Genomic DNA, 24,600 nt, shown 5'->3' on the forward strand with positions numbered 1-24,600 from the left:
CGTTTTTTAACGCTTTTATTGTTATTTTTTTTGTCAATTAGCTGACAGGACATTTGGAAGGGTATGGTTTTTGTTTTTCCAACAGTAATTCATTAAATTTACAATACCAATTATATATTATGGATGATAATTTTTCACCAAGAGTAAAAGATGTTATTACATACAGTAAGGAAGAAGCCCTTCGTTTAGGACACGACTTTATTGGTACTGAACATCTAATGCTAGGCATTTTAAGAGATGGTAACGGAAAAGCTATTCATATACTTAATAACCTAGCGGTCGATTTAGATCATTTACGCAGGAAGGTAGAAATACTGAGTCCAGCCAACCAGAGCGTTGAAGTAAATGCAGAAAAGAAAAACCTTCACCTTACCCGACAGGCCGAGAGGGCACTGAAGACCACTTTTCTTGAAGCTAAAGTATTTCAAAGCTCATCGATTAGCACCGCTCACCTGCTTCTATGTATCTTACGAAACGAAAACGATCCAACAACCAAGTTATTGAATAAGCTAAAAATAGATTATGACATAGCTAAAGAACAATATTTAAACATGACGCCAAACGAAGAAGAATTCTTAGAAAACTTGCCAAGAAACGAATCGTACAACGACGATTCAGGACAAGATGACAGTCTTAAAGAAAGTAGTTTTAATAATCCAGCCAATAAGTCAAACAAAAAATCTAAGACTCCGGTATTAGATAATTTTGGGAGAGATTTAACAGAAATGGCCGAGGAAGGAAAACTAGATCCTGTTGTAGGACGCGAAAAAGAAATTGAACGTGTTTCACAAATTTTAAGCCGTAGAAAAAAGAACAACCCGCTGCTTATTGGAGAGCCTGGTGTTGGTAAGTCTGCTATTGCAGAAGGACTTGCATTACGTATCATTCAGAAAAAAGTATCTCGTATTCTTTTCAACAAACGTGTGGTTACACTTGATTTGGCAAGCTTAGTTGCCGGAACAAAATACCGAGGCCAGTTTGAAGAAAGAATGAAAGCCGTAATGAACGAACTTGAAAAAAATGATGATATCATTCTTTTCATTGATGAAATTCACACTATTGTAGGTGCTGGTGGAGCAACAGGTTCTCTTGATGCTTCAAACATGTTCAAACCTGCTTTAGCAAGAGGCGAAATTCAATGTATTGGCGCAACAACTCTTGATGAGTACAGACAATATATTGAGAAAGACGGTGCTTTAGAAAGACGTTTTCAAAAGGTAATTGTGGAGCCAACTTCTGTTGAAGAAACAATTGCAATTTTGAACAACATTAAAGACAAATACGAAGATCACCACAACGTAACTTATACCCAGGAAGCAATTGAAGCTTGTGTTAAATTGACAAACAGATATATGTCTGAGCGTTTTTTACCGGACAAAGCTATTGATGCTCTTGACGAAGCTGGTTCTCGTGTACACATTACTAACATCGATGTTCCTAAACAAATTTTGGATTTAGAACGTCAGTTAGAAGAAGTGCGTGAAAACAAAAATATGGTTGTTAAAAAACAAAAATATGAAGAAGCAGCCAAACTTCGTGATGATGAAAAACGCATTGAAAAAGATTTAGCTGTTGCGCAAGAACAATGGGAAGAAGATTCTAAAAACAACCGTATTGAAGTTACAGAAGATAATGTAGCCGATGTTGTTTCGATGATGACCGGAATTCCTGTAAACAGAATTGCTCAGACAGAAAGTAATAAACTGGCTAAATTACCTGAATTGATTCAGAACAAAGTAATTGGTCAAAACGAAGCTGTTCTTAAAATTGCACGTTCTATTCAACGTAACAGAGCCGGACTCAAAGATCCTAACAAACCAATTGGTTCATTTATTTTCTTAGGTCAGACCGGAGTTGGTAAAACGCAATTAGCGAAAGTTTTAGCAAAAGAATTATTCGATTCTGAAGATGCATTAGTTCGTATCGACATGAGTGAATACATGGAAAAATTTGCAATCTCTCGTTTAGTTGGAGCGCCTCCGGGATATGTAGGATACGAAGAAGGTGGTCAATTGACTGAAAAAGTACGTAGAAAACCTTACTGTGTTGTTCTTTTAGATGAGATCGAAAAAGCGCATCCGGATGTATTCAATATGATGCTTCAGGTTTTAGATGACGGATATTTGACAGATAGTTTAGGTCGCAAAATCGATTTTAAAAACACGATCATTATCATGACATCTAACGTTGGTGCACGTCAGTTAAAAGATTTTGGACAAGGTGTAGGATTCGGAACTGCTGCGAAAGTAGCTCAGGCCGATGAAAACTCAAAAAGCATTATCGAAAATGCATTGAAAAAAACCTTTGCTCCTGAATTCTTGAACAGAATTGATGACGTAATTGTATTTAACGCATTAGAAAAAGAAGATATCGATTTGATTATCGAAATCGAGCTTAAAAAATTATATTCTCGTATTGCTGAATTAGGATATACTTTAAGTTTGACTGACAAAGCAAAAGCATTTATTGCTGAAAAAGGTTTTGACAGACAATTTGGAGCAAGACCTCTAAAAAGAGCGATCCAGAAATATGTAGAAGATTTGTTGGCAGAAGAAATCATTACTTCAAAAATTCATTCAGGTGATGAAATTTTGATGGATTTAAAAGATGATTCTCAAGAACTTTCGGTAGAAATACACAAAGCAGAAGAACCTACAAATCTATAAAATTGTTAAAATTTATAACAAGAATAACAAACCCGTTACGTTTTTATAACATAACGGGTTTTTTCTTTGGTTAAAATGCTTAATTTTTAAAAAGTAAATGGTTATATTTGATATTAAAATTTTATAATTAAATACAACGTATGCTTCAAAACAAAGTCATTTTAGGTAGCGAAGAATGGTGCTCATTTCCTGAACTCGGAATTCCTACAATCAAGGCTCGTGTCGACTCCGGCGCAAAAACTTCAGCAATGCACGCTATAAACATAGCTCCCTTTATAAAAAATGACGCCAATTGGGTGAAATTTGATATTAATCCAATTCAGAATAATACAAAAACTATTATTCATTGTGAAGCTCCTTTAGTTGACAAAAGAATTGTAAAAAGTTCCAGTGGTTTTAGAGAACACCGTTATGTGATTCAAACCAATATTAAAATTGGCGAGGCAAAATGGCCAATCGAAATGACATTGACCAATCGTGATTCAATGGGTTTCCGTATGCTTTTAGGCCGTGAAGCCATGAGCGGACGTGTATTGGTTGATCCTGAAGAAAAATATTTACTTGGACAACCATCAACTGAAACATTAAAAGAGTTATATCAAAACTCTGAAAAAGCAACTTCAGGTTTGCGAATTGGTCTTTTAGCCAGTAATCCGGAATTGTACAGTAATAAAAGAATTATGGAAGCGGGCGAAATGCGCGGTCATGAAATGCATTTTTTGAATATCAAAGAATGTTACATGAAGCTGGACGCCAAAACTCCTGAAATTCACTATCGTGGCGGAAAAATATTAAATCAGTTTGATGCTATTATTCCGAGAATCCGACCAAGTATTACTTTTTATGGTTGTGCTCTAACACGTCAGTTTGAAGCTTTGAAGGTTTATTGTTTAAATTCTGCTACAGCCATAACACAATCGAGAGATAAATTATACTCGCTACAATTGCTTTTAAATAGCGGCATTGATATTCCGACAACAGGGTTTGCCAATTCTCCTCTAGATACCGACAATTTGATTAAAATGGTTGGAGGTTCGCCTTTAATTGTAAAATTACTTGAAGGAACACAAGGAAAAGGAGTTGTTTTAGCCGAAACCAAAAAAGCTGCAGAAAGTGTTATTAATGCTTTTAAAAGTTTAAATGCTAATATTCTTGTCCAGGAATTTATTAAAGAAGCTAACGGAAAAGATATTCGCTGTTTTGTTATTGACGGGAAAGTTGTTGCGGCAATTCAGCGTGAAGCAATGCCAGGCGAATTTAGAGCTAATATTCATCTTGGAGGAACCGCATCAATAATTAAAGTAACGCCTGAAGAAAAAAAGATCGCTATAAAAGCAGCAAAAGCAATGGATTTGAAAGTAGCCGGTGTTGATATTATTCGTTCTGCAAAAGGGCCATTGTTACTTGAAGTAAACTCATCTCCAGGACTTGAAGGAATTGAAGGTGCAACTAATAAAGATATTGCCGGAGAAATGATCAGAGCAATCGAAAAGAATTTTAAGCTTATATAAGTTCATTTAAACTTAATACCGAATAATTAATTTAGCAGCTTTGTTAAAGTGTAAAAACTTTGACAAAGCTTTTTTTAAATTTACAATAAAACAAAATGATGCTAATCCCCTATTTAGATATTATTGCCCGAAGCGCTGCGGTCTATTTTTTTATGACGATTGCATTACGCATCTTCGGGAAAAAAGAATTATCGCAATTAAATACAGCTGATATTATACTGATTTTATTGATCAGTAATTCAGTTCAAAATGCAATGGTTGGCCCGGACACAAGTCTTTGGGGAGGTTTGGTTGCAGCTTTGGTCTTATTTGTAATTAACTTTATAATCAAAAAACTAACGCATAAATATAAAGTCCTTAGCGATTTATTACTGGATAAACCTGAAATATTAATTCACGACGGAAAATTAGATTTTGATTCTTTAAGCAAATTAGACATTTCTAATGACGAATTAAAAGAAGCAATGCGTGAGCATGGTTTAGAACATTTTACCGATGTAAAGCTTTGTATGTTAGAAATAGACGGTACAATTAGTGTAATTTCAGAAGATAAAAAACAACTCAAGCAAACACACTATAAAAGAAAACACAATCATAAGAATTTTAGAAAATAACATTGTTAAAATTCCAATAATTTATCCCGAAGCGTCGGGACCAATTCCAAACTGAGATGATCAAATTTTAAAAATCCCAATTTTTTGAAATTCCAAATTCCAAACTGAGATGATAAATTTCAAACAAAAAATTCCAAACTCTAACTAACTAAACCAACCAATGAAGAAATTATTATTCCTGATTTTATTTACTTTTCTCTTTACAAGCGGGTTTTCCCAAAACTTAAATACCAAAAGATTAGACAGTTTATTTCAGCTTTTAGATAAGAATCATAAATACATGGGAAGTATTGCTATTTCAGAAAATGGAAAACTTATTTATTCAAATTCCATTGGTTATGATGATGTTGCGAATTCAAAAAAATCAGATATAAATACCAAATACAGAATTGGTTCAATTTCGAAAATATTCACCGCTTCGTTAATTTTTAAGGCTGTTGAAGACAAAAAAATCAATTTAAACCAAACAATCGATAACTACTTTCCATCGATAAAAAATGCGAACAAAATCACTGTTTCAAATTTATTAAATCATCGAAGCGGTATACATGATTTTACGAATGATGATATTTATTTTGACTGGAACACACAATATCAATCCAGAGATAAAATGATTGAGCGAATTGCTTCCGGTGAAATTGCTTTTTACCCGGACACAAAAGGAGAATACAGTAATTCTAATTATGTTTTACTAACTTTCATACTTGAAGATCTTTACAAAAAATCGTATGCAGAAATTTTAACTCACAAGATTATCAGACCTTTAAAACTAAAAAACACTTATTTTGGCGGAAAAATAAATGTAGATAACAAAGAATGCAATTCTTATTCCTATTCAGGAGAATGGCAAAAAAGCACCGAAACTGATATGTCGATTCCGCTAGGAGCCGGAGGAATTGTTTCTAATCCAACTGATTTGAACTTTTTTATTGAAAGTCTTTTTGCCGGTAAAATAATTTCACCCGAACATTTAAATGAAATGAAAACCATAAAAGACAAATTTGGTATGGGAATGTTCGAATTTCCTTATCAGGATAAAAAAATCTACGGTCATACTGGCGGAGTTGACAGATTTAAATCGGTATTAGCTTATTTGCCAAAAGAAAAACTGGCAATCGCATTTTGCTCAAACGGAAAGGATTATGACAACAACAACGTTTTAACCTGCGTTTTAAGTTCTTATTTTAATGATGCTTTTAAAATGCCACTGTTTTAAAAATTCCAAATAAAAAAATTCCAAATTCCAACGCTTTGTTTTCACATTTGCATTGGAATTTGGAATTTGGAATTTAAATATTGGAATTTTTTATTTTACTAAGAAATAAATAAGCTTAAAATAAAATAAACCAACCCTGCTAAAATAGCTGAAATAGGAATAGTCAATATCCAGGCCCAAATTAAACTTACAGTAACACCCCAACGAACAGCAGATACACGTTTTGTTAATCCAACACCGATAATAGATCCTGTAATAGTGTGTGTTGTACTTACTGGAATTTTTAAGTGCTCCGTAAAATAAAGCGTTAAAGCTCCAGCTGTTTCAGCAGCAACACCTTCGAATGAAGTTACTTTGGTGATTTTAGAACCCATTGTTTTTACAATTTTCCATCCTCCGCTCAAAGTTCCTGCAGCAATTGCAGAATAACAAGCTAACGGAATCCAGCCTGGCATTACGCCTTTTACACCTAAATCATCATTTGGCAAAACAACATCTAACCAGGAATCCATATGAACTCCGGGATTTGTATGAATAAAAACCGCTACAGCAGCAGCAATAATACCCATTACTTTTTGCGAATCGTTTCCTCCGTGTCCTAAACTAAAAGCCGCAGAAGATAATAATTGCATCTTTTTCAAAGCAGCATCTGCCTGATGAAGATTTAAACTACTGAATATTAAACAAAATGCACTTACTGTTAAGATGATAAAAGCAACCAATAACCATTTAATATTATGCGGATCGAAAGCTACACTCCAAAAATGCGAATCAAATCTAGGTTTTCCATGCTCAACAATCTCTTCATAAGGAACCATCAAGCGACTAACAACCCATACAGTAGCGATCATTAAAACAACTGTGAATATTTTAGGACCAATAACTTTACGAGAAGCATTTAGCAACCAGATCGAAATTAAATAAGAAGCCAATGCTCCCAATAATGGCGCTAAAACAATAAAGGCAATAATGATAAGAACTCCCGAAGGCATTCCGCCATCTTTTCCGGCCTTGTACCAGCTTACGATTTCGTACCAGTAATGTGTAGTTCCATCTTCGCCAACATAACCAGAAAAACCATGTACAGCTATAGCATGCGCAACTGCTGCACCGGCAAAACCACCTATTAATGTATGAGAAGAACTTGAAGGTATTCCTAACCACCAAGTCAATAAATTCCAACAAATAGCTGCAATAACCCCGGCAAGAATCACAACAAGGTTAATCTCCATCGTGTGCGCTGTTTTTGCAACAGTATCTGCAACACCAAATCCGAAAACCCAATATGCCAGAAAGTTAAAAAATGCTGCCCAAAGAACGGCCTGAAAAGGCGTTAAAACCTTTGTAGCAACAACGGTAGCTATAGCATTTGCCGCATCATGAAAACCATTGATGTAATCAAAAATTAAAGCTAATACTATAATAATTATAAGTAGCGTCATAAAATTATAACTTCAGAATGAAATAAATTGAATTAAGAATGTTTTACAGAAATAGATTCCAGTATGTTCGCAACACTCTTACATTTGTCTGTTGCTGATTCTAAAACAGATAAAACCTCTTTGTATTTAATGATGTTTTTAGCGTCTGTTTCGTTTTCAAAAATTTCAAAAACTGCTTTGTTATATACGTTATCAGATTTGTTTTCCAGTTTATTGATTCTGGCACACGCTTCTTTAATAATGTTCATGTTTTTCAAGTTGCTCAATTCTTTTACAGCACTGTCAATGTTTTGACAAGCCTCAAGATTGATTTCTGTCATTTTTCTGATAGACTTTGTAATCTTATCAACCTGATACAATCTCATTCTGCTTGCTGCACCGTGAAGGTAATCTGCAACGTTATCAATAGAAGTAATTAAGGTATGAATATCCTCTCTATCAAATGGAGTAATAAAGTTTCTGCTTAATTCAAGATTAGTCTGGCGTGTAATATCTTCTCCTCTTTGCTCTAACTCATCGATCTTTTGAAAAAGAACTTCTCTCTCTTTCAAAGGAAGGTTTACAGCTTCGTGTAGGTTAGAAGCTAATTCAATTAAATTGGTTGAAGCCTCTTCAAAAAGTGGAAAGAATTTCTTGTCTTTCGGCACTAAAAATTGGAAAATACTGTTTATTGACATCTTTATATTTTTGATAGTGCAAAATTACTTCAATATTAATTTACAATGTTAAGCCATTGTTAACAAATCGTTTTCTATTTGGAAACTATCCAGGAAAGAAACGGTTTTTTCAATGTCGTAATGTAAGATTCTGTCTTCCTTTACCAAAGGCACAACTTCTCTATAACTGCTCAAAAACATTTCGATGAAATCACTTGATTTTAAAGGTTCTCTGTAAGCAATTGCCTGAGAAGCATTCATTAATTCGATAGCCAGAATACGCTCTAAATTATCCATAACACGAAGTGCTTTTGTAGCTCCGTTCGCTCCCATGCTTACGTGATCTTCCTGACCATTGCTTGAAACAATACTATCAACACTTGAAGGAGTTGCCAATTGCTTATTTTGACTCGCAATACTTGCCGCAGTATATTGTGGAATCATAAAACCTGAGTTTAATCCCGGATTATCAACCAAAAATGCCGGAAGATTTCGTAATCCTGAAATTAACTGATAGGTTCTCCTTTCAGAAATACTTCCTAATTCAGCTAAAGCAATTGCCATAAAATCTAGCGCCAGTGCCAAAGGCTGACCGTGGAAATTTCCACCTGAAATAATCTGATCGCTCTCTATAAATATATTTGGATTATCCGTTACCGAATTAATTTCGGTTTTAAATACTTTTCGAACATAATCAATCGCGTCTTTTGAAGCGCCATGAACTTGCGGCATACAACGGAAAGAATACGGATCCTGAACGTGTTTTTTCTCTTGTTCAATAATTTCACTTCCTTCTAAGAATTCATTAACGCGTTGTGCCGTAATAATTTGCCCTTTGTGGGGACGTATAAAATGAATCAATTCATTGAATGGCTCAATTCTTCCATCAAAACCTTCTAAAGAAATGGTTCCGATTAAATCTGCCAAATACGAATATTTATAGGCTTTCAATAAAATATGAGCTCCGTACGCACTCATAAATTGAGTTCCGTTCAACAATGCTAATCCTTCTTTCGATTGCAAAACGATTGGCTCCCAGTTAAAATGTTTTAAAACTTCGGCAGAAGCCACTTTTTTACCTTCAAAATAAACTTCGCCTTCTCCTATTAATGGTAAAGATAAATGAGCCAAAGGTGCTAAATCACCTGAAGCACCAAGTGAACCCTGTGTATAAATAACAGGCAGAATATCATTATTATAAAAATCGACAAGACGATTTACTGTTTGCAGCTGAATTCCCGAATGCCCGTAGCTTAAAGACTGAATTTTAAGAAACAACATCAATTTTACAATTTCTGTCGGCACTTCTTCTCCGGTTCCGCAAGCATGAGATTTTACAAGGTTTTCCTGAAGTTTAGATAAATTTTCATTAGAGATTTTTACACTATAAAGTGATCCAAAACCAGTATTGATTCCGTAAATCGGTTCAGAGTGTGTCGCCATTTTTTTATCTAAATAATCACGGCATTTCTGAACATTAACTTTCGCTTCTTCTGACAATTCAAGAGTTTTTTGATTAACAATTATTTCTTGTAAAGCTTCTAAACTTAAGGTTTCAGTACTTATATAATGAACTTCTCTCATGTTGTTTGTATTTTAAGGCATCAAAATTCAGCAAATCAATATTAAAAAGCAACATTTATTCCTAATAATTAAAATTTAACTAAAACTAATTCTCTTCTTTTAATTATTCTACAAATAGAATTACGTTAATTGAGTCTTTATATATGAGTTAGAAAATAAAAAATAGAAAACCCTAGAATTCATATAGACTAAACTCGCTATATTTTTAAAATTTTAAATAAAATCAGAAAATCAACTTCTGAAATCAAAGAAAAAAACAAACCCAAATATACGAATCCATCAACTTAACAGTTTTAAATCTGGTAAAACCTCAATATTAAATTGATGAGATTTAAATTATTAAAATATTCGTAAAAAGGCAATTAGGATTTTTTAGCTTTTATAAAAATCTGTACTTTTGAAAAATCAAAAATGAAAAGTAACAGCGCAAAATATCAATCTACAATGACAACTCAAACAAGAGTTGCAATTGCTGCTACAACAACTACTACTACAACAACTACTACCCCTTAGGGGTATACATTTTTACATATAATCCTTGTTATCTATACTTTTTTCTAAAAAGAAGAAAGGCGTTGGATACATAAAAATATTTGCATAAAAAGAAAAAAAACATCAAAATGAAAGTATTAAAATTTGGCGGAACTTCGGTTGCCAATGCTCAAAATATAAAACTCGTTCTCGAAATTGTTAAACAAAATTCTAAACAAGACAAACTCGTAGTTGTTGTTTCTGCACTTAGCAAAGTGACCGATTTATTGCAATTGGCAGCGGCAAAAGCAGCAGCAAACGACGAAAGCTTTAGAGAAATTGTTGCTGAAATCGAGAAAAAACACCTTGACACATTAAAAGAACTAATTCCTGTAAGCGAACAAAGCAGCTTATTAAGCCACGTAAAAAGAATCATTAATCATTTAGAAACATTATTAGATGGTTGTTTTTTATTGGGCGAATTATCCCCAAGAACTGAAGATACTATTTTAAGTTTTGGAGAATTGCTTTCGTCGTACATTATTGCGCAGGCGTATCAGCAAATCGATAAAAATGTTGTTTATAAAGACAGTCGCGAATTAATAAAAACGAATAGTAATTTTGGAAAAGCGGTTGTAAATTTTGAAATTTCAAACCAATTGATTCAGGAATATTTTGCTGAAAATGAATCAAACATTAATATTTTACCTGGTTTTATCGCTTTAACGCTTGACGGAATCACAACTACTTTAGGCCGTGGCGGTTCTGATTATACTGCAGCTATTATTGCAGGCGCTCTTGATGCATCGCAATTAGAAATCTGGACTGACGTAAACGGAATGTTTACTGCCAACCCAAAAATTGTAAAGCAAGCTCAGCCAATTGCAAATATTTCGTATCAGGAAGCGATGGAATTGTCGCATTTTGGAGCCAAAGTTTTGTATCCGCCAACAATTCAGCCCGTTTTAAGAAAAAACATTCCCATTTTAATTAAAAATACTTTTGAACCAGAAGCCGAAGGAACCCTAATTACAGATCAGGTTTCATCAAAAGACACGGTTGTGAAAGGGATTAGCCATATCGATAATATTTCGCTGATAACACTTGAAGGTTCCGGAATGATTGGAGTTGCAGGTTCATCAAGACGTTTATTCGAAGTATTGTCTCAGGAAAAAATTAATGTTATTTTTATCACTCAGGCTTCATCTGAGCATTCTATTTGTATTGGAATTTTAAATTCAGATGCTGATAATGCCGAAGCTGCAATTAACAGAGCCTTTGAAGTTGAGATTCTTCAAAACAAAATCGATCCTTGTATTGTAGAAAAAGACCTTTGCATTATTGCTTTGGTGGGAGAAAACATGAAAAACCACCAGGGTTTAAGCGGAAGAATGTTTAGTACTTTAGGAAAAAACAATGTTAACATTCGAGCTATTGCGCAAGGTGCGTCTGAAAGAAATATTTCGACTGTAATAAACGAAAGAGACGTTAAAAAAGCGTTGAATACACTACACGAAAACTTCTTTGAAGAAAACACAAAACAGCTGAATTTATTTGTGATGGGCGTTGGAAATGTGGGTGAAAAATTCATCGAACAAATTCATAATCAAAGAAAATTTTTAAAAGAAAATCTAAAAATAAATGTTCGCGTTATTGCATTGTCAAACTCAAGAAAAATGCTTTTTGATGAAGACGGAATTTCTTTAAAAGAATGGCAAGCCGATTTAGATAAAGGTGAACCTGCAAACGCAGCAGCTTTTATAGAACGCGCAAAAGAACTGAATTTGCGTAATAGTATTTTTGTTGATATTACAGCAAATGCAAGTGTTTCTGAAACCTATGAAAACTTCTTAAAACAAAGTATTGCGGTTGTAACCTGTAACAAAATTGCGTGTTCATCTGCATACGACAATTACAAAAAATTAAAAAACTTATCGCGTCAATATAACGCTCCTTTTTTATTTGAAACCAATGTTGGTGCAGGATTACCAATTATAGATACCGTAAAAAACTTAATCGCTTCTGGCGATAAAGTGCATAAAATTCAGGCAGTTTTATCCGGAAGTTTAAACTTCATTTTCAATAATTTTGATAAGAATAATTCTTTTCACGATGTTGTAAAAGAAGCCGGAGTTCAGGGTTTCACAGAACCGGATCCAAAAATTGACTTAAGCGGTATCGACGTTGCGCGCAAAATCCTGATCCTGATTCGCGAAAGCGGTTACGAAATGGATATTGATGCCATAGAAAATGAATCATTCCTGCCTGCTGATTGTTTAGCGACAACAAATAATGAAGACTTTTTTGCATCCTTAACAAAACACGCTTCTCATTTTGAAAATATTTATGAAGAAGCTCTAGCCAAAGATTCAAGATTGAAATACGTAGCGCAATTCGAAAACGGAAAAGCAAGCGTTGGTCTTCAATTCATCCCAAAAGAGCATCCTTTTTACAATTTAGAAGGAAAAGACAATATCGTACTTTTCTACACAGATCGTTACGTAGATCAGCCCTTATTGATAAAAGGAGCCGGAGCCGGTGCAGCCGTTACCGCCTCAGGAATTTTTGCAGATGTAATTCGAATAGGAAATAATTAAAGATACTAAGGTTCTAAGTTGCTAAGGTTCTGAGTTTTTTTTCAAAAACTAATCTTAGCCCCTTAGAATCTCAGAACCTTAGAAACTTAAAAATTGAAGTTGCAAAGAAACCTTAGCGCCTTAGCAACTCAGAACCTCAGAACCTTTAAAAAAAAATGGAAATAAAACTATTTTGCCCGGCAACTATCGCAAACCTCTCATGCGGATTTGACGTCCTTGGACTTTGCTTAGATAATGCGGGCGATGAAATGATTGTTCGGAAAGTAGAACAAAAAGGAGTTCGTATTACTAAAATTGAGGGTGCCGATTTGCCTTTAGAAACCGAGAAAAATGTTGCGGGAGTTGCGGCTCTTGCAATGTTGGAAACCCTTGATGTTGATTTTGGATTTGAAATCGAAATCTACAAACATATCAAAGCCGGTAGTGGAATTGGAAGCAGTGCTGCAAGTTCTGCCGGAGCGGTTTTCGGAATTAATGAATTATTAGGAAGACCATATTCTCGCAAAGATTTAGTTCAATTTGCGATGCAGGGCGAAAAATTAGCCAGCGGAAACGCACACGCAGACAACGTTGCTCCTGCCCTTTTAGGCGGATTTACTTTGGTAAGAAGTTATGCCCCGCTGGATATCATAAGAATTGATAGTCCCGAAGAATTATTCGCAACGGTGGTTCATCCGCAAATTGAGTTAAAAACGTCTGATGCGCGTTCGGTTTTAAAACAAACCGTTTCCCTAAAAAGCGCCATTATGCAATGGGGAAATGTAGGCGGATTAATCGCTGGTTTATACACAAAAGATTATGATTTGATTGGAAGATCGCTTCATGACGAAATCGTGGAGCCGTTAAGAAGCGTTTTGATTCCGGGTTTTGATTTAATCAAACAAACGGCTCTTGAAAACGGCGCTTTAGGTTCCGGAATTTCAGGTTCAGGCCCGTCAATTTTCGCTTTAAGCAGAGGAAAAGAAACCGCAGATAAAATCGCCAAAGCCATGAGCGATGTTTACGAAAAAATGAATTTACCGTATGAAATTCACGTTTCTAAAATTAATCCGGATGGCGTTAGAATTATTTAAAATGAGTACTCAGTTCTTAGTAATTAGTCCTTAGTTGCAAAAGCTAAAGATTAAGACTAATGACTAGGCACTAATAACTAAGAACTTAACAACAATGAAATACTACAGTTTAAACCATAATGCCCCGGAAGTTTCTTTTAAAGAAGCCGTGATTCAAGGATTAGCGAGTGATAAAGGATTATATTTTCCTTCAACTATTACGCCATTAAATCCGGTGTTTTTTAATGTTATAGAAAATCTAACGCATGAGAATATTGCTTTTGATGTAATTCAGCAATTTGTTGGAGACGAAATTCCGGAAGATCATTTAAGAGAAATTATTGCCGATACTTTATGTTTTGGTTTTCCGGTTGTAGAAGTAGAAAACGGGATTTATTCTTTAGAATTATTCCACGGACCTACAATGGCTTTTAAAGATGTTGGAGCGCGATTTATGTCACGTTGTCTGGCATATTTTAATAAAGGAAAAAAAGGCAGCAAAAATACAGTTTTGGTTGCTACTTCCGGAGATACCGGCGGCGCCGTTGCCAGCGGATTTTTAGGTGTTGATGGTGTCGATGTTGTCATTTTATATCCGTCAGGAAAAGTGAGTGATATTCAGGAAAAACAATTAACCACTTTAGGGAAAAATATTAAAGCCCTTGAAGTTGACGGCGTTTTTGATGATTGTCAGGATATGGTTAAAAAAGCGTTTTTAGATAAAAGTTTAGCGCATAAAAACCTGACTTCCGCGAATTCTATAAATATTGCGCGCTGGTTACCGCAAATGTTTTATTTCTTCTTTGCATATAAAGCGTTGAAAAGCCAAAACAAACCTTTAGTTTTTTCTTGCCCAAGCGGAAATTTCGGAAATATCTGTGCCGGAATTATGGCAAAGAAATTAGGTTTGCCAATTGAACATTTTGTAGCGTCTACAAACGTAAACGATACCGTACCAAGATTTTTAGAAAACGGAAAATACGATCCAAAACCTTCTAAAGCGACAATCTCTAATGCTATGGATGTTGGAAACCCGAGTAACTTTATTAGAATTCAGGAATTATACAATAATGATTTAAAGGCTTTCGAAAAAGATTTCTCATCCTACAGTTTTACCGATGAAGAAACGTTAGAAGCTTTAAAACAAATTTACAATACAAACGGTTATATCGCAGAACCGCACGGCGCTGTTGGTTATTTAGGTTTGAAAAAACAATTACATAAACACGAGAATACGATTGGCGTTTTCTTAGAAACGGCACACCCGATTAAATTTCTTGATGTGGTTGAACCTGCTTTGGGAATTACGTTGCCGATTCCGGAACAAATTGAGAGTGTTTTGCATGAGGATAAAGTTAGCGTGAAGATTTCTAGTTATGAGGAATTGAAGAGTTTCTTAGAATAAGAACTCATCTTTATAAAAATATTTTAAAAACATAGATTATAATATATTTTAATCTATGTTTTTTTGTTTTTACAACCATTTTTTAAGAGTACAAATCTTATATTTACAAAGTTATATTGACTAAAATTAGAATTAGAAATGAGGCTTTTAAACATATTAGTTAACAAATTTAGGAAAACAACTGAAACAAATATATATCAGAATGATCATACACAAACACCTGAGATATTTATTCTTATAAGAGAACATAAAAATGAAGAGGCAAAAAAACATTTAAAACATAATCCATCTGAAATATTTCTAAAAGGATGGATGGATGACACACCATTGCATATTGCATCATTGAGTGGTAATTTCGAAATGGTTAAACATCTTTTGAATAAGGGTGCTAATGTAAATTCTGAGAGAAGTGGAATATATACAACTCCATTATGTTGGGCTGATAATTATGAAATAGCAAAGTATCTTCTTGAAAAGGGTGCGACAATGAATGATAGAGAACTTTTTTGTGCTACTCAGGAAAACAAGAGTGAAATAGTTGATTTATTATTGAATAATGGTGCAAAAATTAATAATTATGAACCTGAATATCTTCAATGTAAATCAATTGAATGTATTAAAATATACTTAAAACATAAAATTGAATTGAATGGCTGTGATGAAAATAAAAGCAATCTACTACATAAATTAGCTTGGCTGGATTTACCAGAAGTATTTGATTTTGCATACAAAAATGGTTCCCAATGGCAAAAAGACAGCAGTAATAGAACGCCATACTATCTAGCAAAACAGGGAAATTGTAAGAACATTTTAAATCATTTTGAAAAATATTATTCTGAAATAATTTCAAACAAAGTAACATCACTTTCAACAGAAAATTATCATTATAACAGAATATTTTTCTTAAAAGAAAATCCTATTAAGTTATCAACATTTATAGTTCTAACTAAAAATTCTAACTTAGTAAAGTATTCAAAATATGGGAATGAAATTATAGTCAATAAAATTATAAATATTGATTTACCTACAATTAGAAATTTTACTTTCGACTATAAAGGGAATATTGTAATTCCAACAGGAGACAATAAATTATTAATTATTGAGGAAGAATCTTTTAACCACACAAAAACGATAACATTACCAGAAAATCTAGTTCTAGATCAAATCACTTATATTCAATCTAGAAATTTATACATTGGAAGTTCTCAAAATTGGGAAATAATCCTACTCTCTGAGAATTTTGAAATAATTAGTAGAACTGAAGCTCAAGATGGCACTCTTAGTCCAAAAATAAATCATAATAACTTGATTGCTTTTAATAGCTATGACCAAGAGACCTATTTTAATTTATATCATCTCAAAGAAAATTTGAGTGTTCAATTTATTCATTGCTTCTTTAAAGAATGGAATAACACTTCTAGCGGATTTGCATTCAATGGTAATGAATTTGCTGTATCATTTCCAAATGAACTAGAATACTACTTATTTAAAGATGACACTATTACTAAAATTTGGGAAATGGATATTTCCAAATACAAATCAAGACATCAATTGAGTTATTTGGCTTTTAAAGATGAAAAGGTTATCCTTATTGGAATAGGAAAGACGATATTATTTATTGATAAACAAGAAAAGAAAATACTTCAAGAGATTCAATTAGGCTTAGTAAGCGAAATAAAAGATTTATATGTTGATGAGAGTAAAGAGAATTTAATAATTTATACAGATAACGAATTAAAATTAATTCAGCTATAAAGTTCTATTACCGATTTCCTACCCTCCTGCTGGCGCGAGAGTCCCGCTCGTGAACGTAAAAATTGGCTAATGTGAATACTGAAACGAGCACGAACAGGACTTTCGCGTTAACAATTTATGTGACTGAATATTATCTGTAATTTAATCAACTTTTTTTTAATGAAAAAATGTGCATATTGTGATATAAAAACCAAACTTACGAAGGAACATATTTGGCCTAAATGTTTAATTACAAGAATGCCAAACCTAACATTTAGATACATTGGTAGCCAAGATAAATTTGTTACATCGGAACTTGTAATTTCTGACGTTTGTTCAAAATGCAATAACGAAAAACTCTCAAAACTCGATTCTTATTTTTGCTCTCTTTATGATAAATATTTTAAAAAATTTCATGAAGAAAAGAAACAGTTTATTTTTGAATATGATTACGATTTACTTCTAAGAAGTTTATTAAAAATCATTTTTAATTCTTCGAGAACAATCAATAGTGAAGATAACTTTTTTGAAAATTTTAAGCATTTCATTCTTCATGGCAATGAAACTTGGGGAAATGTAATTATACTATTAGACATAATTACTCCCTGGATCACAAAAGGTATAAAAGTATATCCTACATCTATGAGATGTGGTATTGTAGACGTAGGAATTAAAAATGAAAATTTCATAATTAGAGTTCTTACTGTAAACTCCTTTTATTTTTATATTCTTATTTCGAAGGAAAAAACTTTATCTGAAACTTTGGTAGAGGAATTGAATAACATATATAATAGAATTCCGGGATCAATTATTCATCCATACAAAACACAAACATTAATTTCTGATTTTTCTAATCAAAATAGCTACGATGCTCATGTAGAATTTGTTATGAACACTTCTGAAGCCTTTTATAAATTATACAAAAAATAGCAATTAAACTCCGCCGCTATCGCGAGCGTCTCGCTCGTGAACACAAAGTAGATACAAGCAAGAGACTTGTGTTAGTATGTGAATAAAATTAAAATTCTATGAAAAGAATTAAACCAGAAGAATTAACAGAGCGTTTAAGTGATGAACAATTAGAAGTTTTAGCCGAAATGCTGGGTGAAACACCAACATCCACAGAATGGCGTGAGTGTTACAAGAAATTGACCGATTCACAATTATTTCAAGTTCATCAAAGACGAGGTGAATTAATCGATCGAAAAGAACAGGAACGATTAAATGCTATGACAAAAGAAGAAAGGGAACAAGAGGACGAAAAATGGAGAATATGGTACGAAAATTTAATTCCTCATGATTTTCATGGCAACATGGGAGAACCTGCCACGTTAGAAGAATTCAAAAGCCGGTATGGTGTTTATCCTTCTGGATACGATGAAAATGGAAATAAAATTTAACATTTACCCGCTAGCGCGAGCGTCCCGCTCGTGAACGCAAATACAAGCAAGTTTCAATTGGAACGAGCACGAGCGAGACGCTCGCGCTAGCAATCAAACCAACTATTTATAATAATTGAATTTTCAATAGCCTCCCGCTTTAGCTGGAGGTTAATAAATAAAAGCTCAAATAGGCTTTAGCAAAATTTATTAATTTTGGCTAAAGCCAACCTCAAATATCATAATTTTGTACCTCCAGCTAAAGCAGGAGGCACTTCAAATTAAAAATAAAATTCGAGCATCGCATACCATGATTACAAAAGCAACCCTACAAGACATTCCCGCATTAACAACCTTAATAAACTCAGCATACCGAGGTGAAACTTCTAAAAAAGGCTGGACTACAGAAGCGCATTTATTAGAAGGAAAAAGAACAACAGAAGAAGAATTAACTGAAATTATTTTAGATCCTAAAAATACATTCCTGAAATTTACAGCCAATGACAAGATTATTGGTTCAGTTTTGTTGGTTGAGAAAGAACATCAATTGTATTTGGGAATGTTAACCGTTTCTCCGGAATTGCAAAATGGCGGTATCGGAAAAAAGCTATTGGCTGAAGCTGAAAATTATGCTAAAGCTTTAGGTTTGTCTAGTATTATTATGACGGTTGTTTCGGTTCGTGCAGAACTTATTGCGTGGTACAAACGTCACGGTTATGTTGAAACCGGCGAAAGAGAACCTTTTCCTGCAAGCGATATTCATATTAATATCTCAGAGGAACCTTTGGAGTTTATATATTTAGAGAAGAAGATTTAAGTTTTTTTTGCCACGAAGGCACAAAGGCACAAAGTTTTTTTTCTTTTTTACCATATAAATGATATAAGTTCATTTAAAAGAAGATTAAATATGGATCTTAGATACTTGAAATCTTATAAAATATTCAATAAATAAACATAAGTCTTGTACCTAAAAAAGATACTATAGCCTCTATTTGGAGTGGTGGATTGACATATGAATATATGATATATCCGAGAACAGCGAGCTATCCCGATAGAAATTTTGTATTCAGAATTAGCAGTGCTACAATAGAGGAAATTCCTTCAGAGTTTACCAAATTTAAGGGCTATTTCCGATACTTGGTTATGCCTGATAACTCCTTGCATATTGAGGTAAACAAAGAAAAAAAAATATATAAGAAATATGAAATCATGGAATTTAATTCGGATGATGAAGTAACTTCTTATACAAAAGGTATTGATTTTAATTGGATGGTTTCTGAAAAAATACGTCATCACAAATTAAAAATAACGAAGAGTAATGAGAATTATAATGCTGAAATAATAATTATATTTTCTCTAGATACAACAGTTATTAAAATTAATGAGAAGCCGTACGATCTAAAACCTTATGATTTATTAGTCATTGAAAATCTAAAAAAGGAAAATATAATGCTTCATTTTTCTAATGAATGTCTCACAGGAATATTGGATTTTTAATCCTAAATATTTTGCCACAAAGGCGCAAAGACACGAAGTTTTTTATATTCGAGTGAAATTTACTGGCAAAGTCGCGAAGAACCAAAGTTTTATTTTCTTTGCGTCTTCGCGACTTTGCGAGATTTTTTAAATATGAAATGTTAGACGCACTGCTGTGCGCCTCTACAGAAAACCTTTGTCGCTTTGAACCTCTGAACCTTTGAACCTCCTTAAACCATTCTCTTAATCTTTGACAAAAATTCGTGCGAAACGCCTAAATACGACGATAAATTCTTGTTGTTGATCGTTTGCATTTTCTCCGGGTAACGCTCTTTAAAATCGAGATAGCGTTCTTTTGAAGTTTTGTTTAAAACATCTAAAAGTCGTTGCTGGTGGGCTCCTGGCTGTAAAGAAAGAATGCCAAGAGTTCGTTTTGGAAAAGTACATTTAATCAATAACTATTTTAATAGTACAGTAAGTAATAAATGTATTGCCGCTGGTTTTGAAGCTAATATTTTAGTAGAAAGAAACTCTTTTGATGGTGTAAAAACTCCGATCGATTTAATGACTGGTTATACGGCTGTTACTGCTGTTGATAATTTATTTGTTAATACATCCGGAAATCAATTGGGAAGTAAAACTGCTTTCACTCCACCTTATACCATCGTTAAACTTGCTGCTTCTGCAGTAAAAGCAGATGTTACTGCCGGAGCTGGTGCAACATTTACAGGAAACACTTGCGGTTCATTTTAATGAATAAAAATTAGTAGTATAATTTCAATTTACCTGTTTTTTGAAACTATAGTATTAAAGTGAGTTAGTTAGTTAGTTAGTTAGTTTAGTTTTAAACCACGATTACAGTAATGTAGTTCGTGGTTTTATTTTGAATTTTAATCGCTAAGTACGCAAAGGCTCACGCAAGGTTCGCTAAGTTTTTGTTTCACGCAGATTTAGCAGATTTAGCAGATTTTTTATAAAACTAAATAGTAGACGCACTGCTGTCAGTCTCTACAAAAAACCTTTGAACCTTTGTTGCTCTGAACCTCTAAACCTCTCTAAAGAACTAATTCTTCAAACAACCTTTGAATCGTTTTTTCTAAATCTTCACATAAACCCGGATGTGGTCTTGAGGTTTGAATGGCTGAGCTACGAATTGCTGTAAGCCAACGAAAACGAGACGGAATATCCATTTCGCCAATTGGTCCGCCATCTTTATCTCCGCTTGCAATTTTTTTAAGCGCTGTTACATTGCAATGCAATTGCTCGATATCAAAATCGTTAGAAAGTGCTTCGACTTTAGCATCGTCAATGTGAGACAATACTTTTATAAATTTGGCCTTTTTACAAAATAAAATGATTCCGATATTCAGGAATTCTTCGCGCTCCACTCTTGGTACCACACGAATTACTGCATACTCATATAAGTGACTATCTTGCATTTTGAGCTTGATTTACAAAGATTTCGGAATTATTTAATCGGGTTTGCAAAAACTGTAAATATACGTTTCGCAAAGCTTCTGGCGTTTCATCAGTATCTTCCCATTCTAGCCATTCTTGTGGAATTGTGTTTACAATTTCTTCGAGAATTTCGTTGGTTAAAAGTGCTTTAAATTCGGAATCAACTTCTTTTAAAAGTGATGCCTGAGGCAATAAAACGTGATCTTTTATCAATGCAAACGGACTTTTGGCATGTTGCTCCCAATTGTTCCAGGAATGATGAAAATACAAACATGCGCCATGATCAATCAGCCATAATTCTTTATGCCAGATCAACATATTGGTGTTTTTGAATGTTCGGTCTACATTGGTGATATAAGCGTCTAACCAGACAATTTGCGAAGCTAATTTAGCATCAACGGTTGTTACGACAGGATCAAACGTAATGGCGCCTGACAAAAAATGAAGTGCCAGATTTAATCCCTGGCTTCCTTGCAGTAAATCCTGAATTTCTTCGTCGGCTTCGGTTCTTCCAAAAGCTTCGTCTAAATTGGCGAAAACCAATTCCGGAAGCTGCAATTTTAAAGCTTTAGCTATTTGTCCGCCAACTAATTCGGCAATCAGCGCTTTTACACCATGACCGGCTCCTTTAAATTTTAAGACGTATTTAAAATCGTCATCGGCTTCTGCCAAAGCGGGTAAAGAACCGCCTTCACGTAAAGGCGTGATATAACGCGTAACATTTACCGTTCTGAGATCGAAATTGTTTTCCATATATACAAACTTACTAATTTAGATTGTTAGATTTTTAGACTTCTTAGATTATTGGATTTTAAAAAATTTAGATTTTAATTATAATCTAAGAAGTCTAATATTCTAAGCTGTCTAAAGACAAAAATGCTTTTCCCAAATTCTCAATAATATCCGAAGCAATAAAAGATTGATAACCTGTTTCCGGCAAAGCAATATCCGCTGTTAAACCGTGAAGGAAAACACCGAGTTTTGCGGCATAAATAGGTTCGTAGCTTTGAGCCAGCAAACTTGTTATGATTCCGGTTAAAACGTCTCCACTTCCTGCTGTGGCTAAGGCGGCATTTCCAGTTGTGTTTTCGTAGATTTTGCTTCTATGAATGACGTATGTTGGCGCACCTTTCATGACGATAATTACTTTGTATTTTTCAGAGAAGGCGATTGTTTTTTGAAACTTCTCAGATTCTGAATTCCATTTGCTAATTAAGCGTTCGAGTTCTTTTGGATGCGGTGTCAGAATGGTGTTTTCAGGAACTAACTCCAACCAGGATTTGTTTTCGGCTAAAATATTCAGCGCATCGGCATCTAGAACTAATGGTATTGTATTGATTCTTAAAAACTCAAACAAGGCTTTTTGGGTACCTAACTCCTGCCCTATTCCCGGACCAATTCCGATTGCTTGCGGAATTATTGGAAGATGAATATTGGTAATAAAATTAGCATTTTCATCGGTGACAACCATAACTTCTGGAATGGAGATTTGAAGTATTTGGTAACCACATTTTGGTGTAAAAGTAGTTACAAGTCCGCAGCCTGATTTTAAGCAGGATTTTGATGCCAAAACTGCTGCTCCAATTTTACCGTAACTTCCGGCAATAATTACCGCGTGTCCCTGAAGTCCTTTATGTGTAGAAGGATTTACGGGTTTATAGAATTTTAGAATATCTTCTTTAGTGATTAGAAATGGGTCTTTCATTTGGCTAATTTTGTATTATCTTATTTTAATTTTTAATCACTTTTGGAGTCAGGTTGATGTTATTTAGAACGCTGATTAAACGGATTTACTGCGTAAAAACTCGGATAAAAACAGATTTTTAATTCGCTGAAACCTGCTCGTTTTATTTTTATTTTAGCAACATAAAAAATTAGATTATTAAAGTTACATAAAAAACTGAAGAAGAAAGTGTTTCTTTTTATCGTAAATTCCTAGCCCTGATAGCAGCGGTATCCTTTTTGTTTTTTCTTTAAAAACAAAAAGATATAGCGGATAGCAGGAAATTGCTCCTGATTATTGCGAATTTTATAATTTATACTATTAATTTTCGATATTTTTTGAATAAATTTGCGACACAATTTATAAATCAATACAATGAAAAATACAGCGCTTACGCACATACATGAGAGTTTGGGAGCAAAAATGCTTCCGTTTGCCGGTTATAATATGCCTATTACTTATGAGGGCGTGAATGCTGAACACGAAACGGTTCGTAACAGTATGGGCGTTTTTGACGTTTCGCATATGGGTGAATTTTTACTTACCGGACCAAATGCTTTGGCTTTGATTCAGAAAGTGACTTCGAATGATGCTTCGACTTTGACAATTGGAAGAGCGCAATATTCTTGTTTACCGAATAATGAGGGCGGAATTGTAGATGATTTGATTATTTATAAAATAAAAGAGGAACAATATTTACTGGTTGTAAATGCTTCGAATATTGAAAAAGACTGGAACTGGATTTCTTCGCACAATGATTTGGGTGTTGAAATGAAAAATCTTTCTGATGATTATTCGTTATTGGCAATTCAGGGTCCAAAAGCGGTTGAGGCTATGCAGGCTTTGTCTTCTATCGATTTATCTGCAATACCTTATTATCATTTTGAAGTTGCTGATTTTGCAGGAATTGAGCATGTAATTATTTCTGCTACAGGCTACACAGGTTCTGGAGGTTTTGAAATTTATTGTAAAAACAGTGAAGCAGAACAGGTTTGGAACAAGGTTTTTGAAGCTGGAGCAGCTTTTGGTATTAAACCAATTGGACTTGCGGCTCGCGATACTTTACGTTTAGAAATGGGATTTTGTTTGTACGGAAATGATATTAATGATACCACTTCTCCGCTTGAAGCAGGTTTGGGCTGGATCACAAAATTCAATAAAGATTTTACTAATTCTGAAAGTTTGAAAAAACAGAAAGAAGCCGGTGTTACAAAAAAATTAGTGGCTTTTGAAATGCAGGAACGTGCAGTACCAAGACATGATTATGAAATTGTTGATGCTGAAGGTGCTGTAATTGGTATTGTAACTTCTGGAACAATGTCGCCTTCTATGAATAAAGGTATTGGTTTAGGATATGTTACTGTGAACAATAGTGCTGTTGACAGTGATATTTTTATTAGAATTAGAAAAAATGATGTTCCTGCTAAAGTGGTAAAATTGCCATTTTACAAGAAATAATTTTTAGAACATATATACATTTACAAAAAGCATCACTTAAAAGTGATGCTTTTTTTTGCTTAAGAGTGAAAGAATTCAAGTCATCTTTATTGCTTTTGTTTGGTTAAATAAAACCGATTTGATGTAAGAAATTTTAGAAAAAATGTAACTTTTTATCA

19 protein-coding genes and 1 pseudogene are annotated in these 24,600 nt (G+C 33.8%); 14 read left to right on the forward strand and 6 right to left on the reverse strand.

Going from position 1 to position 24,600, the window contains the following annotated elements; genetic code table 11:
* Positions 1–119 precede the first annotated feature (119 nt).
* The 4 genes from EV143_RS13985 (at position 120) to EV143_RS14000 (ending at position 6,007) form a co-directional block, all read left to right on the forward strand.
* A complete protein-coding gene (locus tag EV143_RS13985) occupies positions 120–2,666 on the forward strand; it encodes an ATP-dependent Clp protease ATP-binding subunit (protein WP_133508564.1) in 2,547 nt (848 codons plus the stop codon).
* A 140-nt stretch (positions 2,667–2,806) separates the two neighbouring features.
* Positions 2,807–4,177 (forward strand): 30S ribosomal protein S6--L-glutamate ligase, encoded by a 1,371-nt coding sequence (rimK, locus tag EV143_RS13990; RefSeq protein WP_133508565.1) that lies wholly within the window; start codon positions 2,807–2,809, stop codon positions 4,175–4,177.
* Positions 4,178–4,275: 98 nt separating this feature from the next.
* The gene (locus tag EV143_RS13995; RefSeq protein WP_166638166.1) at positions 4,276–4,791 is read left to right on the forward strand and encodes a DUF421 domain-containing protein; all 516 of its coding nucleotides are present in this window, start codon (positions 4,276–4,278) and stop codon (positions 4,789–4,791) included.
* 160 nt (positions 4,792–4,951) lie between these two features.
* Positions 4,952–6,007 (forward strand): serine hydrolase domain-containing protein, encoded by a 1,056-nt coding sequence (locus EV143_RS14000; protein ID WP_133508567.1) that lies wholly within the window; start codon positions 4,952–4,954, stop codon positions 6,005–6,007.
* A gap of 98 nt (positions 6,008–6,105) precedes the next feature.
* On the opposite strand, the gene EV143_RS14005 is transcribed toward EV143_RS14000, so the two are convergent.
* From EV143_RS14005 to hutH, 3 genes are read right to left on the reverse strand one after another with little or no spacing between them, the layout of a single operon-like run.
* The gene (locus tag EV143_RS14005) at positions 6,106–7,449 is read right to left on the reverse strand and encodes an inorganic phosphate transporter (RefSeq protein ID WP_133508568.1); all 1,344 of its coding nucleotides are present in this window, start codon (positions 7,447–7,449) and stop codon (positions 6,106–6,108) included.
* Positions 7,450–7,481: 32 nt separating this feature from the next.
* Entirely contained in the window at positions 7,482–8,126 is a 645-nt protein-coding gene (locus tag EV143_RS14010) for a DUF47 domain-containing protein (RefSeq protein WP_133508569.1), read from the reverse strand.
* A 48-nt stretch (positions 8,127–8,174) separates the two neighbouring features.
* A complete protein-coding gene (hutH, locus tag EV143_RS14015; RefSeq protein WP_133508570.1) occupies positions 8,175–9,689 on the reverse strand; it encodes a histidine ammonia-lyase in 1,515 nt (504 codons plus the stop codon).
* Positions 9,690–10,309: 620 nt separating this feature from the next.
* Between hutH and thrA the strand changes: the two genes are divergently transcribed.
* The 9 genes and pseudogenes from thrA to EV143_RS14065 form a co-directional block, all read left to right on the forward strand.
* Positions 10,310–12,757: a bifunctional aspartate kinase/homoserine dehydrogenase I gene (gene thrA, locus EV143_RS14020; protein ID WP_133508571.1), complete on the forward strand. Its 2,448-nt coding sequence runs from the start codon at positions 10,310–10,312 to the stop codon at positions 12,755–12,757.
* 155 nt (positions 12,758–12,912) lie between these two features.
* Positions 12,913–13,830, forward strand: coding sequence for a homoserine kinase (locus EV143_RS14025; RefSeq protein WP_133508572.1), 918 nt, complete (start codon positions 12,913–12,915; stop codon positions 13,828–13,830).
* A 94-nt stretch (positions 13,831–13,924) separates the two neighbouring features.
* On the forward strand, positions 13,925–15,214 hold the full coding sequence (gene thrC / locus EV143_RS14030; protein ID WP_133508573.1) for a threonine synthase: 1,290 nt from the start codon (positions 13,925–13,927) through the stop codon (positions 15,212–15,214).
* A 138-nt stretch (positions 15,215–15,352) separates the two neighbouring features.
* Entirely contained in the window at positions 15,353–16,969 is a 1,617-nt protein-coding gene (locus EV143_RS14035; RefSeq protein ID WP_133508574.1) for an ankyrin repeat domain-containing protein, read from the forward strand.
* A gap of 237 nt (positions 16,970–17,206) precedes the next feature.
* Positions 17,207–17,878, forward strand: a complete 672-nt coding sequence (locus tag EV143_RS14040) for a hypothetical protein (RefSeq protein ID WP_133508575.1) — start codon at positions 17,207–17,209, stop codon at positions 17,876–17,878.
* A gap of 98 nt (positions 17,879–17,976) precedes the next feature.
* Positions 17,977–18,348, forward strand: a complete 372-nt coding sequence (locus tag EV143_RS14045) for a hypothetical protein (RefSeq protein ID WP_133508576.1) — start codon at positions 17,977–17,979, stop codon at positions 18,346–18,348.
* Positions 18,349–18,637: 289 nt separating this feature from the next.
* Positions 18,638–19,144: a GNAT family N-acetyltransferase gene (locus EV143_RS14050; protein WP_133508577.1), complete on the forward strand. Its 507-nt coding sequence runs from the start codon at positions 18,638–18,640 to the stop codon at positions 19,142–19,144.
* A 173-nt stretch (positions 19,145–19,317) separates the two neighbouring features.
* Positions 19,318–19,824, forward strand: a complete 507-nt coding sequence (locus EV143_RS14055) for a HutD family protein (RefSeq protein ID WP_262710981.1) — start codon at positions 19,318–19,320, stop codon at positions 19,822–19,824.
* 360 nt (positions 19,825–20,184) lie between these two features.
* A pseudogene (locus EV143_RS14065) lies at positions 20,185–20,556 on the forward strand (pectate lyase family protein); the annotation flags it as partial.
* Positions 20,557–20,858: 302 nt separating this feature from the next.
* Here EV143_RS14065 and EV143_RS14070 read toward each other — a convergent pair.
* The 3 genes from EV143_RS14070 to EV143_RS14080 form a co-directional block, all read right to left on the reverse strand.
* A complete protein-coding gene (locus tag EV143_RS14070; protein ID WP_133508579.1) occupies positions 20,859–21,242 on the reverse strand; it encodes a DUF3037 domain-containing protein in 384 nt (127 codons plus the stop codon).
* Positions 21,232–22,014 carry a HipA family kinase gene (locus EV143_RS14075; RefSeq protein ID WP_133508580.1) on the reverse strand — a complete coding sequence of 261 codons (783 nt, stop codon included), beginning with the start codon at positions 22,012–22,014 and terminating at the stop codon, positions 21,232–21,234. The genes EV143_RS14070 and EV143_RS14075 overlap by 11 nt, the downstream gene beginning before the upstream one ends.
* A 94-nt stretch (positions 22,015–22,108) precedes the next feature.
* Positions 22,109–22,966 carry an NAD(P)H-hydrate dehydratase gene (locus tag EV143_RS14080; RefSeq protein ID WP_133508581.1) on the reverse strand — a complete coding sequence of 286 codons (858 nt, stop codon included), beginning with the start codon at positions 22,964–22,966 and terminating at the stop codon, positions 22,109–22,111.
* 393 nt (positions 22,967–23,359) lie between these two features.
* Here EV143_RS14080 and gcvT point away from each other — a divergent pair, with 393 nt between their 5' ends.
* Positions 23,360–24,442 (forward strand): glycine cleavage system aminomethyltransferase GcvT, encoded by a 1,083-nt coding sequence (gcvT, locus tag EV143_RS14085; RefSeq protein ID WP_133508582.1) that lies wholly within the window; start codon positions 23,360–23,362, stop codon positions 24,440–24,442.
* Positions 24,443–24,600 lie beyond the last annotated feature (158 nt).

The sequence above is a fragment of the Flavobacterium chryseum genome, from assembly GCF_004362015.1.
In the GTDB taxonomy this organism is placed as follows: Bacteria; Bacteroidota; Bacteroidia; order Flavobacteriales; family Flavobacteriaceae; genus Flavobacterium.